The organism is Moorena producens 3L (assembly GCF_000211815.1).
Lineage (GTDB): Bacteria > Cyanobacteriota > Cyanobacteriia > Cyanobacteriales > Coleofasciculaceae > Moorena > Moorena producens.
Genome location: NZ_GL890935.1, coordinates 20,620 through 37,840, shown reverse-complemented (window position 1 = coordinate 37,840; position 17,221 = coordinate 20,620). Strand labels below are relative to the sequence as shown.

18 protein-coding genes and 1 tRNA gene are annotated in these 17,221 nt (G+C 45.4%); 7 read left to right on the top strand and 12 right to left on the bottom strand.

The genetic code is table 11. The annotated features are described in order from the left end of the window. Positions 1 to 344: 344 nt before the first annotated feature. Positions 345 to 590, top strand: a complete 246-nt coding sequence (locus tag LYNGBM3L_RS18930) for a hypothetical protein (protein WP_008186613.1) — start codon at positions 345 to 347, stop codon at positions 588 to 590. Positions 591 to 1,030: 440 nt separating this feature from the next. Here LYNGBM3L_RS18930 and LYNGBM3L_RS34985 read toward each other — a convergent pair whose 3' ends face one another. Together LYNGBM3L_RS34985 and psbX are read right to left on the bottom strand one after the other, a co-directional pair. Next, entirely contained in the window at positions 1,031 to 2,002 is a 972-nt protein-coding gene (locus tag LYNGBM3L_RS34985) for a Ycf66 family protein (protein ID WP_008186610.1), read from the bottom strand. Positions 2,003 to 2,197: 195 nt separating this feature from the next. Beyond that, positions 2,198 to 2,317: a photosystem II reaction center X protein gene (gene psbX, locus LYNGBM3L_RS36785; RefSeq protein WP_071986908.1), complete on the bottom strand. Its 120-nt coding sequence runs from the start codon at positions 2,315 to 2,317 to the stop codon at positions 2,198 to 2,200. Positions 2,318 to 2,774: 457 nt separating this feature from the next. On the opposite strand from psbX, the gene LYNGBM3L_RS18920 reads away from it, so the two are divergent. Then, positions 2,775 to 3,059 carry a YggT family protein gene (locus LYNGBM3L_RS18920; protein ID WP_008186608.1) on the top strand — a complete coding sequence of 95 codons (285 nt, stop codon included), beginning with the start codon at positions 2,775 to 2,777 and terminating at the stop codon, positions 3,057 to 3,059. Here LYNGBM3L_RS18920 and LYNGBM3L_RS18915 read toward each other — a convergent pair. From LYNGBM3L_RS18915 to accC, 3 genes are all read right to left on the bottom strand, one after another. Beyond that, positions 3,056 to 3,268, bottom strand: coding sequence for a hypothetical protein (locus LYNGBM3L_RS18915; protein ID WP_044493872.1), 213 nt, complete (start codon positions 3,266 to 3,268; stop codon positions 3,056 to 3,058). The genes LYNGBM3L_RS18920 and LYNGBM3L_RS18915 overlap by 4 nt on opposite strands. Positions 3,269 to 3,388: 120 nt before the next feature. Then, a complete protein-coding gene (locus LYNGBM3L_RS18910) occupies positions 3,389 to 3,946 on the bottom strand; it encodes an EF-hand domain-containing protein (RefSeq protein WP_008186607.1) in 558 nt (185 codons plus the stop codon). Positions 3,947 to 4,402: 456 nt separating this feature from the next. After that, entirely contained in the window at positions 4,403 to 5,749 is a 1,347-nt protein-coding gene (accC, locus tag LYNGBM3L_RS18905) for an acetyl-CoA carboxylase biotin carboxylase subunit (RefSeq protein WP_008186605.1), read from the bottom strand. A gap of 333 nt (positions 5,750 to 6,082) precedes the next feature. On the opposite strand from accC, the gene LYNGBM3L_RS18900 reads away from it, so the two are divergent. Together LYNGBM3L_RS18900 and LYNGBM3L_RS43900 are read left to right on the top strand one after the other, a co-directional pair. Continuing rightward, a tRNA-Leu gene (locus LYNGBM3L_RS18900) sits at positions 6,083 to 6,163 on the top strand. 90 nt (positions 6,164 to 6,253) lie between these two features. Next, positions 6,254 to 6,415: a hypothetical protein gene (locus LYNGBM3L_RS43900; RefSeq protein WP_154659851.1), complete on the top strand. Its 162-nt coding sequence runs from the start codon at positions 6,254 to 6,256 to the stop codon at positions 6,413 to 6,415. A gap of 4 nt (positions 6,416 to 6,419) precedes the next feature. Here the strand turns inward: LYNGBM3L_RS43900 and LYNGBM3L_RS18895 are convergent, their stop codons facing one another. Continuing rightward, on the bottom strand, positions 6,420 to 7,229 hold the full coding sequence (locus LYNGBM3L_RS18895; protein WP_008186603.1) for a creatininase family protein: 810 nt from the start codon (positions 7,227 to 7,229) through the stop codon (positions 6,420 to 6,422). Between LYNGBM3L_RS18895 and LYNGBM3L_RS41165 the strand changes: the two genes are divergently transcribed. Next, positions 7,224 to 7,421: a hypothetical protein gene (locus tag LYNGBM3L_RS41165; protein WP_131827281.1), complete on the top strand. Its 198-nt coding sequence runs from the start codon at positions 7,224 to 7,226 to the stop codon at positions 7,419 to 7,421. The genes LYNGBM3L_RS18895 and LYNGBM3L_RS41165 overlap by 6 nt on opposite strands. A gap of 228 nt (positions 7,422 to 7,649) precedes the next feature. Here the strand turns inward: LYNGBM3L_RS41165 and LYNGBM3L_RS47615 are convergent, their stop codons facing one another. Beyond that, positions 7,650 to 7,937 (bottom strand): hypothetical protein, encoded by a 288-nt coding sequence (locus LYNGBM3L_RS47615; protein ID WP_229414600.1) that lies wholly within the window; start codon positions 7,935 to 7,937, stop codon positions 7,650 to 7,652. Between the two features lie 681 nt (positions 7,938 to 8,618). Here LYNGBM3L_RS47615 and LYNGBM3L_RS18885 point away from each other — a divergent pair. Continuing rightward, positions 8,619 to 9,731, top strand: coding sequence for a hypothetical protein (locus LYNGBM3L_RS18885; protein WP_008186598.1), 1,113 nt, complete (start codon positions 8,619 to 8,621; stop codon positions 9,729 to 9,731). Here the strand turns inward: LYNGBM3L_RS18885 and LYNGBM3L_RS43895 are convergent. After that, positions 9,726 to 9,899, bottom strand: coding sequence for a hypothetical protein (locus tag LYNGBM3L_RS43895; RefSeq protein WP_154659850.1), 174 nt, complete (start codon positions 9,897 to 9,899; stop codon positions 9,726 to 9,728). The genes LYNGBM3L_RS18885 and LYNGBM3L_RS43895 overlap by 6 nt on opposite strands. 51 nt (positions 9,900 to 9,950) lie before the next feature. Between LYNGBM3L_RS43895 and LYNGBM3L_RS18880 the strand changes: the two genes are divergently transcribed. Then, a complete protein-coding gene (locus tag LYNGBM3L_RS18880; RefSeq protein ID WP_008186595.1) occupies positions 9,951 to 13,736 on the top strand; it encodes an nSTAND1 domain-containing NTPase in 3,786 nt (1,261 codons plus the stop codon). A gap of 77 nt (positions 13,737 to 13,813) precedes the next feature. Here LYNGBM3L_RS18880 and LYNGBM3L_RS18875 read toward each other — a convergent pair whose 3' ends face one another. The 4 genes from LYNGBM3L_RS18875 to LYNGBM3L_RS18860 all read right to left on the bottom strand — a co-directional run bounded on the left by LYNGBM3L_RS18875 (position 13,814) and on the right by LYNGBM3L_RS18860 (position 17,208). After that, the gene (locus tag LYNGBM3L_RS18875; RefSeq protein ID WP_008186593.1) at positions 13,814 to 14,707 is read right to left on the bottom strand and encodes an Rpn family recombination-promoting nuclease/putative transposase; all 894 of its coding nucleotides are present in this window, start codon (positions 14,705 to 14,707) and stop codon (positions 13,814 to 13,816) included. A gap of 103 nt (positions 14,708 to 14,810) precedes the next feature. Further along, positions 14,811 to 15,734: an Rpn family recombination-promoting nuclease/putative transposase gene (locus LYNGBM3L_RS18870; protein WP_008186591.1), complete on the bottom strand. Its 924-nt coding sequence runs from the start codon at positions 15,732 to 15,734 to the stop codon at positions 14,811 to 14,813. A 141-nt stretch (positions 15,735 to 15,875) separates the two neighbouring features. Beyond that, the gene (locus tag LYNGBM3L_RS18865; protein WP_008186589.1) at positions 15,876 to 16,403 is read right to left on the bottom strand and encodes a tetratricopeptide repeat protein; all 528 of its coding nucleotides are present in this window, start codon (positions 16,401 to 16,403) and stop codon (positions 15,876 to 15,878) included. Then, a complete protein-coding gene (locus LYNGBM3L_RS18860; RefSeq protein WP_008186587.1) occupies positions 16,396 to 17,208 on the bottom strand; it encodes a transporter substrate-binding domain-containing protein in 813 nt (270 codons plus the stop codon). The genes LYNGBM3L_RS18865 and LYNGBM3L_RS18860 overlap by 8 nt, the downstream gene beginning before the upstream one ends. Between the last annotated feature and the right edge of the window lie 13 nt (positions 17,209 to 17,221).

Below are 17,221 nucleotides of genomic sequence, written 5' to 3'. Positions count from 1 at the left end.
TTCCCTGTTCCCTACGCGAACTATAATCAGTGTTCCAGGTCTTTATAGCGGTTTTTAATCTAGTAAGGTACAAGTTTTTGAGGTGCGACCCGTGGCGAATTTAATTCGCCAAGGTCAAGCGCACCTAAGGTTTTAGGGAGCAGGGAGCAGGGAGCAGGGAGCAGGGAGCAGGGAGCAGGGAAGAGGGAAAAAAATATGTGTACCTCATGAGGATAAAAAGCGCTATAGTAATTAATATCAACGTGGACTAACCCCCACCTGGACGAACGCGCCCCGCGTGGCCTACGGCCAGGTGGGGGAATGCGTCACACGGTCTGTTCAAACAGCGGTGTCAAGATTTAGATTTGCCTTCGGACTTTTATCAACCAATCTTGCTCCATGCCAAAATTAATGACGATGGAGCACATGAAGACATTACCGAGGTTTTGTTGGCAGACGTAGCCTATGTTTCACCAGAAGACCAATTAGTGGTAAAGAAGAACATGACTGCTCTGATGGAATCTATGGTGCTACGGACTCACGAGATTTTGGATTATTATGGCAATCCACAGAACCGAATTCCCCGCTGTTTTGATAGCATAGGGTGCTAAGCATTCAGCCCTCAGCCCTCAGCCCTCAGCCCTCAGCCCTCAGCCCTCAGCCCTCAGCCCTCAGCCCTCAGCCCTCAGCCTTTAGCCCTCAGCCTTTAGCAGATAACTGATAACTAATAGCACCTCAAGTAGCGTGCCCTTAAGCTGATAGCTGATAGCTGATAGCTGATAGCTGATAGCTGATAGCTGATAGTTGATAGCTGATAGTTGATAGCTGATAGCTGATAGCTGATAGCTGATAGTTGATAGCTGATAGCTGATAGCTGATAGCTGATAGCTGATAGCTGATAGCTGATAGCTAATAGCTAATAGCTGATAGCTGATAGTTGATAGCTGATAGCTGATAGCTGATAGCTGATAGCTGATAGCTGATAGCTGATAGCTAATAGCTGATAGCTGATAGCTGATAGCTGATAGCTGATAGCTGATAGCTAGTTTTATTAGTACTCAAACGGTCCTAACGGCTCATCATCTTCCTCAGACAGGTCGATGGGTTTGTAATCCACATAATCGTTTTGGTCTGAGTAGTTAGAGGATGTTTCCTCCCTTGGGGTGGTACGACGCTTTCTTTCCCTTGAGGCTATCTGTGAGTCATAGTTTTCTGAGTCATAGTTTTCTATAGATTCACGACCGGAACGGCTACGGCGAACGGGTCTGTCTTCTCTATCTCTATCTAGATCTCTGTCTAGATCTCTGTCTAGATCCCGATCTAACTTAGCCTCCCAAGTGTCTACAGATCGTTCTACAGGTCGTTCCACAGATTGTTCCGAAGGACGAGAACGTCTACTACGAGATGGTCTGTCTTCCCAATCACTATCTAACTTAGCCTGCCAGGTCTCTCTAGGTCGTTCTGAAAACTGACCATTAGAACGAGGGCGGCGTTTACGCGTCCGCTCTTCTAGCCTAGATTCCTCTGAACTCCCTCGACTCCTTGGTGGACGGCGGGTTTCTGCTTCATAACGGTCTATGCGCCTTTCCCTGGAATCTGCTGTGGGCCGCAAGCGAGGGTTGGAGTATTGCTCCTCTACCGGCTCTAGTTCATCGTATTCATCATAAACATTAGCCTCTTGTGGTTCTTCGCGGTAATAGTTACGGCTAACTGGTCGCTGGCGGTCTTCAAACCCAGCATCTTCCCGGGCTTTTTTAGTGGCAACGCCCCGTAACCGCAGACTTTCCACACCAAAAAATATTGCTGTACCGCTCAACAACAGCTGACTCAACTGCAAAATTGGATCGAGTCGCCATCCCTGAGTCACCAGAATAAAGCCACAAACTACCCCGACCACAGTGAAAAAGATATCATGGTCTCTGGCTAGTTCTGGACGGACCGAGCGCAGGAAATAGAGTCCTGCTCCGGCAAGCATCAAGAATATGCCCAAAAGGCTAGCTGAATTAAACCCAAAATTTACCATTGCTACTCTCCTATGGTCAGTTTTATGGTAGCGAGTTATTGGTCTTACACTCTACTGTAACTGGAGAACAACCATTTTACTCCTGGATCAGGAGAGATTCTGAATACAAAAATTGAGCGGGTTGTGAACCCACTCAATTTCCTGCTATCGAAGCTCCGCCTTACTTCGTTGAAGGCATAGATAGTAGGGATTTCGTTATGAGCGTTGGATCTTATCGCTCTGGCTAAAGACGATTAGTGCCACAGTGGCAGGAATAACCACAATGGCAGTACCCAAAAGTAAACTCCACAAAAAGTTGGCTAATGAAGGTGTCATAAAAACTCCTAGTTAATTTGTAAATCTTGTTTGTGATGCTCCTACACTTCCCAATCGGGTAAGTGTTAGACATGATTGCTTTCCCCCATGCCACTGCCGGTTCCCTATTGGAGCAGAGGTGAGGCTTGGTGAGGGGTGAACTAAGAACATGATACTATTATTGAGAAAGTTTAAATTAAATTAACTACAATCACAAGGACGCCCGTAAGCCACCTACCCACCTAAGGCGGCACGTAAGCTATCAGCTATCAGTTATCAGCTATCAGCTTATCGGTTAGGTCACAGGCTGGAAGCCTGTGCCACGGTAATCTTCGCGCAGCGTGCCCGTAGCGCAATCGGCGCTTTTGAATAAAATAAGCTGACCACTGACCACTGACCACTGACTGCTCACCGCTCACCGCTCACCGCTGACGGTGCCACCAGCAATACATTTGTGATCATTAAGATTAAATAAGCCATGACTGCTGCTACGATTGCTATCTGGACTCTTGGTCCGTTACTCGGACTAATGATCTTTTTGTTTATCTTTCGCATTGTTCTGACCTGGTATCCTCAGGTAGACCTAAATCGTTTGCCATTTAATCTAGTAGCTTGGCCAACGGAACCCTTTTTAGTGCCAATGCGCAAAATTGTGCCTCCCATTGGTGGGGTTGATATTAGCCCAATTATTTGGGTAGGGATTTTCAGCCTGCTGCGGGAAATTCTTTTAGGTCAGCAGGGAATCCTGAGGATGATGATCTAGAAGGTTGGAGGTTGAAGGTTGGAGGTTACAGGTTGGAGGTTACAGGTTGGAGGTTGTTCGCGTAGCGTGGCCTTTTGGCCAAGGTTGAAGGTTGAAGGTTGCAGGTTGCAGGTTGAAGGTTGCAGGTTGTTTGGTTGTTCGCGTAGCGTGGCCTTTTGGCCAAGGTTGAAGGTTACAGGGGTAATGGTTAACCATTCACTTAGCCCCAATGGTTTTAGGAAAGTTCAAGGTTCCAGGAAAAATTTCAAGGGGGGTGTGAAGGATTACCTTCAGCGGTCTCAACTCTACTGAGTTTCAGCTAGATGGAAAAACCAGTCCTGACATTGGGATTATTCATAGGAGCCGTAAAGCCAGTTACCAGGTGTATTAGGATCATCACTTGTATGAAATTCCTTGCTTCTTTCTAAGTATTCCTCACTAGAGATAACTCCATCTCCATTCTGATTTAACTTGGCAAAAGCTACTTCAGCAATATCTTCGTCGAGCTGTACTGCTTTACAAAACTCTTTGTATTCAGCCAGACTAATTGTACCATTACTATCCGTATCCAAGATGCTAAAGATAATGCTTGCTTTAGCATCATGAGCTTCTTGAAGTTCTGCTGAATTAGGGAAATTAGCAATCGATTTTTCGGCCACCGTCAGATACTCTTCCAATTCTACTTTTCCGTCACCATTGAGATCGGCAGGCTGCCAAAATTTTTGCCAAATTGCCGCATATTTTGCACTAATATCTTCAAATTCTGGCATTCCCGGTTCCAAACCTCGTAGCAAAGCCAGATTAAGAGCGCATCGCTCTAAGTCGGCTTTGTCCACATATCCATTCTTGTCTGCATCGTATACCCAAAAATTCTTGGTATGTTTTTTATTCAATAGTTCACTCAACATTTTTATACTTCCCTAGTAAAATCAGCATTTTTTCAATAATTATTTTATAACAGAAGTAATTGATTTTAATTCCATTTAAACTTTATTTAATAAAAACTTTAATAAGTTTATACTGCTTGACTATTTAATTAACTATAAATAGTTGGCTATTACCATGTAATTCCCCTCCCTTTGGGACAAAAACGAACGTGAAAATACTGACCGGGCTGGAGTCACAGAGATTTAAAAGACTTAAATGTAGTACACTGATTTACTTTACGGTTATGGGAGGGGAATTGAAGAAAAGTTCTGCTATGAGGACTTACCCATTGACAAGATAGACAAGATGTGTATTAACAGAAAAAAGTAAAACTAAGATGCGTTCGCGTAGCGTGCGCGTAGCGCTATCGCTAATTACCAAGGACTTACTTTTGTCTTTCTTCCTACTTCTGCCCTCTGCCTTCTGCCTTCTGCTGTTCAGGTCATCATCTCCTTCTCGACAAAATTGGTATAGACCTGACCCTCAATAAAAGCTGGTGTCTCTAGGATTTTTTGATGGAAAGTGAGGGTGGTGGTGACTCCGGTAATGGCACACTCCCTTAAGGCTCGTTTCATGCGCTGAATGGCCGCATCACGGGTGGGACCCCAAACGATTAATTTCCCAATCAGAGAGTCGTAATAGGGGGGAATTTCGTAATCGGGGTAAACATGGGAATCCATGCGCACCCCTGGTCCTCCTGGTGGTAGGTAAGCACTAATTCGTCCTGGTTGGGGACGGAAACCGTGGTCTGGATCTTCGGCATTGATCCGACATTCGATGGCGTGACCTTTGAGAGTAACTTGGTCTTGGGTCAGGCTTAGTTTATCCCCTTCAGCAATTTTAATTTGTTCGGCGATCAAGTCTAGACCGGTGATCATCTCGGTGACTGGGTGTTCTACCTGAATTCGGGTGTTCATTTCCATAAAGTAGAATTCACCAGAGGCATCTAAGAGAAACTCTACTGTACCAACTCCGACGTAATTGATGGACTTAGCGGCCATTACCGCAGCATTACCCATTTTTTCCCGCAATTCTGGGTCAAGCACTGGGCTAGGGGCTTCTTCCAGTAGCTTTTGGTGACGCCGTTGGATCGAGCAGTCTCGCTCACCCAAGTGGATTGCGTTGCCGTGACTATCAGCTAAAATTTGAATCTCGATATGGCGAGGGCGTTGAATAAATTTTTCAATATATACCCCGCCATTACCAAAGGCGGCTTGGGCTTCCCCTTGAGCGGCTTGGAAGAGTTTAATCAATTGGCTGTCATCCTGTACCAGGCGCATACCCCTTCCTCCACCACCAGCAGTGGCTTTAATCATGACAGGATAGCCAATTTGACGTGCGATCGCATGAGCTTCTTGCTCAGAGCTGACTAATCCATCACTTCCAGGTACTGTGGGCACACCCGCTCGTTGCATGGTTTCTTTGGCCGTAGATTTATCTCCCATGGCCCGGATCGCTTCTGGGGTAGGACCGATGAAGGCAATCTGATGATCAGCACAGATTTCAGCAAAACGGGCATTTTCTGATAGGAAACCATAGCCTGGATGAATGGCAGTGGCGTTGCGAGTGAGGGCAGCAGAAATAATATTGGGTATATTTAAATAACTTTTGTTGCTGGGGGGGTCCCCGATACAAACCGCTTCATCGGCCAGTTGGACATTAAGAGCATGTTGGTCAATGGTCGAGTGAACTGCAACGGTGGGAATCCCCATCTCCTCACAGGTTCGGATAATCCGTAAGGCAATTTCCCCACGATTGGCAATTAATATCTTTGAAAATTTCATAAAATAGCTTGGCTATATAGGGTTTTTAGTTGAGATGTAAAACTAGGATTGATGGGGAAGTGTGGGAAGTGTGGGAAGTGTGGGGAGGGTGGGGAGAAAGGTCGGTGTGGGGAGGGTTGGGAAATATAGTAAGTGTGGGGAGGGTGGGGCGCAACATGGTTTATAAACTATTAAGGGTTTTTTTTGTCTTAATCCCTAATGCCTAGTGCTATCATGCCTAAATTGAGTTTACCCGTCAATTTAAGTTTCACAGCAATTTTGACAGTAATTTTATGATCCAGGCTTTGCAGCTCAGTACTGTTGTATGTTATCCTAAGAAACGGTTAGCAAATCGCGGATGTGGTGGAATGGTAGACACGCACGCTTGAGGGGCGTGTGGCGAAAGCCATGCGAGTTCGAGTCTCGCCATCCGCATTGATCAGCCAAGAGTTCTAGGCAACTTCCCAACGGGGAGCTTCGGCTCAGGGCAGAAGAAAAATAGATGAAAACATTATCATAAAAGGGATGCAGCACTATGGGACAAGGGCGCACCATTGCCTATTGCCTATTGCCTCTTGCCTATTCCCACACTCTTCTTCCCTCCCCTTCTCCCCACACTTCCCACCCTCCCCACCCTCCTCAGACTTCCGATTCCCGATTCCCGATTCCCGATTCCCGATTCCCTAAGCAATCACCTCTTCGTCACATCAGGCTGCTGAAACCGATAGATATCGCGAATCACGTTTACCCAACCATCACAAAGAGAGGCTAATAAGCGATCGCCTTTTTCCTCACTTGCTGCTGTGGCATCCCCGAGTACTCCACTCTGAGTCAGCCCCTTGGTCAGCCAAGCAAAGGACAAATTTCCTTCCATACTCAATAGACTATCTTCGGGCAATCCCTGGGGATATTCCTTTACTGCCCGATCCATTTTCACTTGACCGGGGAGTAGACAGAGCATGAGACTAGTTTCTAAATCCCCCCCATGAATCCCTAATTCTAATTCTTTCTGGGTAGCTAATTCCTTGGCCATGTTAGGCACGCCCCAGGTAAACAAGGGAAATACCATAAAATCTTCATGCTTGTGGTGAATATCCCGTGCTGCAATTTCCATCACTTGGGGTTGTCCGCCATGGGAATTCATCAGTACTAACTTCCGAAACCCACACCGATAGATACTATCAGCCATTTCCATCAGCACCGCTAGTAAGGTTTGAGCACTAAGGGTAATGGTGCCAGGAAAATGCCAATGCTCATTGGATTTGCCGTAATAAAGGGGAGGTAAGGCATAAGCCGGGATTTCTGGGTCTAAGCAGCCTAAGGCTTTGCCCAAGACTCCCACCCCAATCGCCGCATCTACAATCAGCGGTAAATGGGGGCCATGCTGCTCAATGGAAGCGACCGGCTGAATAATCACAACATTTTCTTTGTCTGGCATCTGTTCGATATCAGTCCAGGTCAGATAAGGGAAAAATCGTTCCGGAGGAATGAAATTATGCATAAGAGTGTGGGGAGGGTGGGAAGTGTGGGAGGTGTGGGGAGAGGGAAAAAATCCTCTGTAGTTCATAGGTATGAGAAACCCTATATAGTAGAATACTTTGCCCACCGGACTTTAATTAGTATTTTTTTACACTCAGGAGGTTCAGAGGTTCGTTCACGAGGTTCAGAGGCTGATGCGATCGCACTTACTTAAATTAGCCTACCCTTAGTGCTATAGTTTTTTACTCAGGACTTACCCACAGAATCCATGGGTAGGGTGGGCAAGGTTTTGCCCACCCTACAGGTAGCTACCCTTAGTGCTATAGTTTTTTACTTATCAAGCATCAAAGCTCGATAACCAGCTTGAACAAGGCGTTCCATACAAATAATGGTCATGTTCCATAGCCCAGTCTGATGGTGCTTCAACTGTTCCGGCAAATCCTTATAACACATCCCAGGCATTTTGGCTAGTAACTGTTGTCACTTCTGTCTCAATAGCAATCGCATAGCGCTTGCCGGGTTCGAGATTAACAGTTGTGTCTAACCGTAAAACCTCACCATCGAAGATAGCTGTTACTACAGGTATCTTTCGAGCTTCTGTGCTGTCAGCAGGTTGAGTTTTAACATCTTGGCGGAGGTGAATTTCCTGTATTAGGTCTGCCCAGCTAAAATCTTCTGGTAATTTATCGATTAATCTACGTGCTTCTTCTTTGAGATTCAGGCTTGCCATAAATTTTATCGTAAGCATTCAGCCGTCAGCCGTCAGCCGTCAGCCATTCGCGTTTGCGAAGCGTCGGCTTTGCCGAAAGCTTGGCCTATGGCCAAGGCCAAGGCTCACGCTGCTTGAGGTGGTTATTTTATTCAAAAGCACCTCAAGTAGCGCATTAGCTGATAGCTGATAGCTGATAGCTGAATGCTTACATTTTATCCTCCAAGTCATTAAGCTAGTGGGATCACTTTGGCTGATCAGGCTCACAGGCTCAATCACCAGGCTCACAGGCTGATGCGATCGCACTAGCCTAAATTAGCCTACCCTTAGTGCAATGGATTACTATAGACAAAAATAACCTATTAGTGTACCCAAAAACGAATTAGAACTCGCAGCATTACTAATGATACATATACAGTCTTGAACCCTTGATGAGCTGACACCCCACACCCCACACCCCACACCTGATGACTCTAAATTCACCGAGTTTACAAAGCCACTAACCCCAGCAAAACCCTTGATCTAACCCAGCCAGAAGACGAGAAGCTCTATATCGATTTTTCTTCTGTCCGAGGAGGAGCACTGATTGAGCAACTGAAAGCGCAAATTACTCTATTCTCGGAAGACCAGCCCACTTGTCAATTATTTACCGGACATATTGGTTGTGGGAAGTCTACGGAATTATCTCGACTCAAGGCTGAGTTGCTAGCAGAAGACTTTCATGTGGTTTACTTCGAGTCGGATCAGGACTTGGAAATGAACGATGTGGATGTGGGGGATATTTTATTAGTTATTGCTCGCCAGGTCAGTGAAAGTTTGGAAGCTAGCCAGGTTAACTTACAACTAAAAGGCTTTAAAGCTTTCCTACAGGACATTACCAACTTGTTAGATTCGGATGTAACTGGGGTTGAGGTTAAGATTCCCAAGGTTGGTGGGATTGGGGTCAAGGAAAAACAGGGAGAGTATTCCTTATCGGTAGGGATTGGCAAGATTACCACGAGAGCCAAAAATAGCCCAACCTTGCGTAATCGGTTGCGGGATTATATCGAACCTCGTACCAAAACCATTATTGATGTGATTAATACCGAGTTGATTGAACCTGCGATCGCTCAACTCCAACACCAGGGAAAACGGGGACTAGTGGTAATCGTGGATAACCTTGACCGGGTGGAAATTGTGCCCAAGCCTTGGGGCAGACCACAACCGGAATATTTATTTGTAGACCGGGGAGAACAGTTGCGCCAACTCAACTGTCATGTTATATATACGATGCCCCTAGGGCTACGATTTTGTAATGATATCGTCCGGCTTACCAATCGTTTCGGGGTTGAGCCGAAGGTGTTGCCAATGGTGCCAGTGACGCAACGGAATGGTAAGGAATGTGAGGAAGGAATGGCAAGGCTCAGAGCCATGGTAATGGCTAGAGCTTTTCCTAAGCTAGCATCAGCGCAACGGTTGCAGAAGATTCCGGAAGTGTTTGATGCACCGGAAACCCTGGACAGACTCTGTTCTATCAGTGGTGGTCATGTGCGGGAGTTACTGGCAATGATTCGGGATTGGATTATGGTGGAAGGCAAGTTACCGCTATCCCGAGCAGGGTTAGACCAGGTTATTCGTAGTCGCTGTAATAAAATCAGATTAGCGATTGATGAAAAGGAGTGGGAATTATTGCGTCAGGTGCATCAGAGCCAAGAAGTAAGTGGTGACGACCATTATCGGGTGCTGGTGCGTAGTCTATTTGTGTATGAATACTATGACGCTCAAGGGTCTTGGTTTACAGTCAATCCGATTCTGGTAGAAACGGGCAAGTTATAGCTGAGGGAACAGGGAATCGGGAATCGGGAATCGGGAATCGGGAATCGGGAATCGGGAATTGGGAATCGGGAATCGGGAATTGGGAATCGGGAATCGGGAATCGGGAATCGGGAATCGGGAATTGGGAATTGGGTTAGCAAGAATGCGCTTTGAGATTGATATTAGCAATTATTGCTTCGTTGAATTTGGAAACACCATTACACCCATTGCCATAACTCAATGACTAATCGTCAGCCACAGGATGATCATCAACAGCTATTGAAGCAGCTGGCTTGGGCAATGGAAATGGGAGCCGGTGAAAAGGAATTTTCCTTAATCTTTGCCCATTGTAATTATACCCAGTGGCGAGACCAGTTGATTCAACAGCTGGCCGAGGTTTGTTCCGTAGAGATTCTCCCGATTGGGCTAACTCCGGAGGTCACTCAGCTCTACAGGACTATATACAGCCACATTCAATCCCAACTGGCACAACAACCGCCCCAAGGGATTATGGTTTATGGCTTTGAGGTGGTCAGAAACCTTGAGCAACTGCTCAGATTAGCCAATCGAGTCCGGGAAGAGTTTCGGAAACAGTTCCATGTCCCGGTTTTATTTTGGGTAGATGATCGAGTCTATTCCCAATTCCTGCACTCCGCCAGGGATTTGGCCAGTTGGGGAACCGGTTCACCCCTGGACTTTCAAATCTCTACCGCTGACGTAATCGAATTTATCCAACAGGTTACTGATCTTGGGTTTGCTCAAGTCTTAGCCGCTGGAGCTGCTGAGGTTCTTAACCATAAACATAATCTCAGTAACCAGCAGCTGGCTGACTTACGCCAAGCTTGGCAAGACTTGCAACATCGGCAGGTAGAATTAGCGCTAGACTTAGAAGCTAGTGTGGAATTTATTTTAGGTCGAGGAATTCCCGATGATCTCAAGCAGTCCCAAGAGCATTATCAACGAAGTATAGACCTGTGGGAACGTCTTCTGCGAGCTTACCCCTCTTCCCGCTCTGCCGACCGCGAATATCTAATCCGATACGGATGTGTTCTTTTCCATATGGGGCAATTGTACCGTACCTATGCCGATCAAAACCGGAATCAGCATAAGCAACATTGCCTACGGGCTAGGGAATATTTTGTGCGATCGCATGACTGCTTTGAGCAAGCCCAGCGTCCCGACTTAGTGGCTAAGTTTATCAATACCTTGGGAGAAATTCTACAAAGACTAGGGCGATGGGATGAGTTGGAGCAGTTAGGTAAAAAAGCCTTAACCCTCCATCAACAATATCCCAACCCGGTCTGGCTTGCCCATGATTACGGCATTCTAGCCGCAGAAGTCGCCATCGCTCGCTCCCAATGGCATTGGGTCAAGGACTTGGCAACTAAAGCACTGGACATCCTTACCAAGGCCAAGAATTCTGTTCAACTCCCTGGTGACCTGACTCGGGAGCAGTTGGACTGGGCGTGGGGACTTCATCAAGGTTGGTATCGCTTATCCTTAGGCAGAGCCTACAAGCATCTCAGTCTACCCGAGGACGCGATTGCCCATCTTGAGCTTGCCAAAGAGCAAACCCTACCTAACTTTAATCCTTATCTATATATTAAAATTCTGGCAGAATTGCGACAGCTCTACTTTGACCAAGGGGAGTATCAAAGAGCCTTCTCAGTTAAGGCATACCAGCAATCCATCGAGTATCAGTTCCGGTTTCGGGCATTTCTCGGACCTAGTCGATTGTCCCTCAACCAACGAATTAGGGATACTCAGGCAACGGTAGAGGAAAAGCAGCGAATTGTGGCTGATCCCATTGCTGCCTCTGGTCGAGAGCAAGCGATTAATGACTTAGTTGAGCGTATTGCTCGCAAAGACCACAAACTAACGGTAATTTGTGGCTCCTCCGGTGTCGGTAAAAGTTTTCTACTTCAGTCTGGTTTAATTCCTAGATTACAGCAAGAGATTATTGCCGCTCGGGATGTGGAGCCAGTGTTGCTGACAGTTTATAAACGGTGGCAGCATAGCTTGGCTAAAAGGATAATTGGAACAGACCAGGGGGGAGATGGAAAAGAAATTCTGGGTAAAATTCTCCACCAGCTGCGACAAAATGGTGACACTAATCGACTGACGGTTCTAATTTTCGACCAGTTTGAAGAATTTTTATTTCAGTATCCTCAGCCACAGCAACGGCGAGTTTTTTATCAATTCTTAAAGGACTGTCTAACCCTTGAGGCCGTGAAGGTAATTCTGGCCTTGCGAGAAGATTATATCTATTATTTATTAGAGTGTAATGACCGCCTAATTAGTTTAGATGTCGTCAATAATGATATTCTCAGCAAGGATGTTATCTATTACTTAGGAAATTTTACTCAATCCCAGGCCAAAAGAGTGATTGAACGGTTAACGGAGCAAGCTAAGTTTTCCTTAGAACCAGAGTTAATTGAGCAATTGGTCAAAGATTTAGCAGCAGAAACGGGAGAAGTGCGTCCGATTGAGTTGCAGGTAGTGGGAGCACAATTAGAAACCGAGGAAATTGTCACCTTGGAGAGGTATAAGCAAGGTAGCGATAAGGAAAAACTAGTAGAGCGTTATCTGGAGGCTGTGGTTACTGATTGTGGAGCAAAACACCGAGAAAATACCTGGAAATTGTTGTTTTTATTGACCAATGACAAGCAACTGAGACCCTTAAGAACCGAGACTGAATTAGCTAGTGTATTAACTTTACCTCCAGAGGATATCAGCCTGATTTTGGAGATTATAGTAGGCTCTGGTTTAGTGTTTCAAATTCAACCAGGAACGGAAGATTGCTATCAGTTGGTTCATGATTATTTAGTAGGTCCGATTCGGAATAAAGTTGATAAAAAAAAGCGGATTTTAGAGCAAAGGAAGCAAGAAGTAGAAAAACTAGAACGAGCAGGAGTTACACATCTTGATAAATTTAAGGATAGCCCGTTTGATGCCTTACTAGCAGCTATGGAGACCGGGAAAACATTGAAAGCAATGGTCACGAAAAATACTCCCTTGAAAGACTATCCTGGTGCTAGTCCAATACTTGCTTTACAACGGATTCTTGACCAGATTCAGGAGCCTAGACTTGTGAAGCATCAGGGTAGGGTTAAGCAGGTGGCATTTAGGCGGGATGGTCAGCATCTGGCTAGCGCTGGAGGTGACGGAATCGTCAGATTGTGGGATATCAACACTGGGCAAGTCCAACAAGAATTGAAGGCGCATTGGGGTTGGGTTTGGCCGATGGCATTGAGCTGGGATGGTCAGTTGCTAGCTAGCGCTGCAGTTGACGGAATCGTCAGATTGTGGGATATCAACACTGGGCAAGTCCAAAAATTGAAGGGGCATCGGGGTTTAGTTCAGCAGTTGCAATTCAGCCGGGATGGTCAGCTGCTGGCTAGCGCTGGACTTGACGGAATCGTAAGGGTTTGGGATCTCAACACTGGGCAAGTCCAGGACTTGAAGGCGCATCGGGGTTGGGTTTGGCAGATGGCATTGAGCTGGGATGGTCAGCTGCTGGCTAGCGCTGGACTTGACGGAATCATGAGGGTTTGGAATATCAAAACTAGGCAAGTCGAGGAATTGAAGGGGCATCAGGGTAGAGTTTACCAGGTGGAATTTAGCTGGGATAGTCAGCTGCTAGCTAGTGCTGGAGTTAACGGAATCGTGAGATTGTGGGATGTCAACACTGGGCAAGTCCAAGCATTTACAGACAATCACAGTAAAGTTGACCAGGTGGAATTTAGCCCTGATGGTCAATTGCTCGCTAGCGCTGGACGTGACCGTACCGTGCGCCTGTGGGATTTAGCGGGTCGGCAAATTGCCCAATTCGAGGGGACTCGCCTGGTTTTCCACCCAGATGGGACGCAACTGGCTACCATAGACGGTTATACCATCAAGCTGTGGCGGGTGGACACCCTGGATGGACTCTTAGCTAGGGGTTGTGCTTACTTACGTAGTAATTCCAGAAATAGTTATGTCAATCCGGAACTGAAGGCGTTTTGTGATGGCTTGCTGGAAGAATGAAGAATGAAGAATGGAGAATGAAGAATGGAGAATGAAGAATGAAGAACGGAGAATGTATAATTCTCAATTCTCAATTCTCAATTCTCAATTGATTCAATCTCTTCTCGAGAAAGTTGGGTGATTTTCATAATAGTCTCCACATCTAAACCTTGTTCCCGGCAGGAACGGGCGATCGCTATTTTTTCTTGTTTTATCCCTTTTTCAATACCTCGAATTTCTGCCTGTTCCACTTGCCATTTAGTCTCAAACTCTTGGGTACTCAGGATACTAGCTTCGTCACGCTTGTTGTTGATATAACGCTCATAAGCGGCTCGTTCTTGTTCTGATAAATTAGTGACTCGTAGCGCCTCCTTGGCTTCGGCTATTCCTTTGGCCGAAAATTCGGCTTTGATGTCGCTGTTTTTCAGAAAATAAATCCATTCATCTAAGGGGTTTTTCGCTAAGTCCTTAAAATTCCTTACTTTCAGCAGGTAGTATTCTGGGAAGATATCTGCTACTTTATTGATGTGAAATTTAAATTCCTGAGTTTTTGTCGGTTGCAGGATATCCCCCAGATTAGCCCCAACGAATTCTCCACGATAGGAATAAATATAGTCATCTCCCATTCCCAGGTTAAAGTAGACTATATTAATTGAGTAGACTTTTTTAATTTGACCGTACTCTTCACCTTTGTCTAAGTATTCGGTGACTAACTTAGACGCACCGTAGAGCATACGGTGGAAATAATCGTGTTGAGGATTGTTTTGTACTTCAATCAGGATCAGCTCGCCATCAGTGGTTTCAGCGAGAATATCAACTCGGTTGGTTTTATCATCGAGTGTTTCTTGATTAGCTTCGCTTTCGAGAAGGGTTTTGATGGTAATATCAAAATGCAACAACTCGCTTAAAAACCCTTCCAAAACACCAAAGTTAGCTTTATTACGCAGCAGTTTTTTGATTGCCCAATCAAAGCGAATATGTGTGTCTGGCATTGTCTTGTTATCTTAAGGAAGAAAGAGTGAATGGTGAATGGTGAATGAAGAATGTAGAATGTAGAATGTAGAATTATCAATTCTGAATTCTACATTCTACATTCTAAATTGATTCAATCTCTTGCCGAGAAAGTTGGGTGATGTTCATAATAGTTTCCACATCTAAACCTTGTTCCCGGCAGGAACGGGCGATCGCTATTTTTTCTTCTTTTTTACCTTGTTGGATACCTTCTTGTTTTCCTTGTTGGATACCTTTTTCAATACCTCGAATTTCTGCCTGTTCCACTTGCCATTTTGTTTCCAACTCTTGGGTACTCAGGATACTAGCTTCGTCACGCTTGTTGTTGATATAACGCTCGTAAGCTGCTCTTTCTTGTTCTGATAAATTAGTGACTCGCAGCGCCTCCTTAGCTTCTGCTATTCCTTTCGCCGAAAATTCCGCTTTGATGTCGCTGTTTTTGAGAAAATAAATCCATTCATCTAAGGGGTTTTTCGCTAAATCCTTAAAATTCCTTACTTTCAGCAGGTAGTATTCTGGGAAGATATCTGCTACTTTATTGATGTGAAATTTAAATTCCTGAGTTTTTGTCGGTTGCAGGATATCCCCCAGATTAGCCCCAACGAATTCTCCACGATAGGAATAAATATAGTCATCTCCCATTCCGAGGTTAAAGTAGACTATATTGATTGAGTAGACTTTTTTAATTTGACCGTACTCTTCACCTTTGTCTAAGTATTCGGTGACTAACTTAGACGCACCGTAGAGCATACGGTGGAAATAATCATGTTGAGGGTTGTTTTGTACTTCAATCAGGATCAGCTCGCCATCAGTGGTTTCAGCGAGAATATCAACTCGGTTAGTTTTATCATCGAGTGTTTCTTGATTAGCTTCGCTTTCGAGAAGGGTTTTGATGGTAATATCGAAATGCAACAACTCGCTTAAAAACCCTTCCAAAACACCAAAGTTAGCTTTATTACGCAGCAGTTTTTTGATTGCCCAATCAAAGCGAATATGTGTGTCTGGCATTGTCTTGTGCTGGTGCTACTGTTTTCGATTTGGCTCAAAGGTGGACAAAAGTGATAGATTCTTAAGTTCAGGTTATCTGTGACAACCTTTTGCCCACCCTAGCTGAACAGCTTACTTGATAGTTGATCGTTAATACTTCAGTTATGCTGGTGTAACCAAGCGTTTCCGGAGGGATTCTGCTCGACGCTTAGCGGTAGAATTCTTGGGGTCATATTTGAGCGCCTCATCATAAGCTTCTAACGCCTGAGCAGTTAATTGCTTGCGCTCGTAAACATGACCGAGATTGTTGAGGGCTGTGACATATCCAGGCTCTTGCTTCAAGGCTTCTTTGTACTGGCGAATAGCCAGATCATACTGTTCTTTAGCACAATAGGCGAAACCCAAAGCATTATAGACAGGACCAAGGTTTTCTTCGTCAGCATCAGTCCCTTTCAATGCTTTTTGAAATAGCAGGATAGCTTGACCAAATAGCTTCTTGTCCGCATAAATACTGCCCAACTCGTAATACTCTATAACTGTCCCCCGGTCTTTTTGCAGCTTTTTCTCCAACCGAGAGAGAGTGGTTTCAATTCTACGAGTTTTGATAACTTGGCGCAGCACCGCGAAAGTAACACCAGCAAGTAGGACTAGCAAAACGGAAAGATAAATAGTTGGCAGTGTATCATTCATAAGGTTTGACAGTTTTTCTTCTTAATGGTAATCCCCAAGCAGTAGCTCGTTGAGCTAACCAACCATCTGCTTGCCAACGTGCGATCGCATGATTCACGCGCTGCTTTAGCTTGGTGTATTGTAACCCCTTAGGCATCACCACACACAAGGCTTCACCCGAGAGCCACACTGGTAGCATCCGATACTCAGGATAGTCTTGTACCCAGCCACTGAGAATGCTCTTATCGGCAGCAAAAGCATCAGCCCTACCATTTTCTAAAAGCGTACGCGCTTCTTGGTAGGAATCTACTCCCACCACCCTAGATTCCGGTAAAGCATACTGCACGACAGCAATTGTGCTAGAATGATTGAGTATGGCGATGGTTCTGCTATGGAGATCACCCAATCTGGTAATTAAGGGGTCTTTAGTAATCAAACCCGTGCCATCCAGGTAGTAGGGGATACTAAAATCCACTAATCGGCGGCGAGGTGCTGTGGCTGTGACTCTAGCAATTGTCAGGTCAACTTCACCGTCCAAAACCACCTTCAGTCGGTCAAGATTTCCCACCTGCTGCAACACCACCGCATCAGAATTACCTAACAGTTCTTCTGCTAGACGTCGTGCTAAGTCAATTTCCAATCCTTGTAACTTGCCATCCGCATCCCTATATCCCAAAGGGCGCAGATTATCTTTGACAGCAACAATCAACTGACCCCGCTGCTCTATTTCCTCAAGTTGAGCACTCCCAACCCGTAACGGTGTCAAAAAAGACATCGCCGTCAATCCGAAGACCATACCAAAGTTGAAGAACTTGTGCTTAAGCATCGGTCGGGGAATC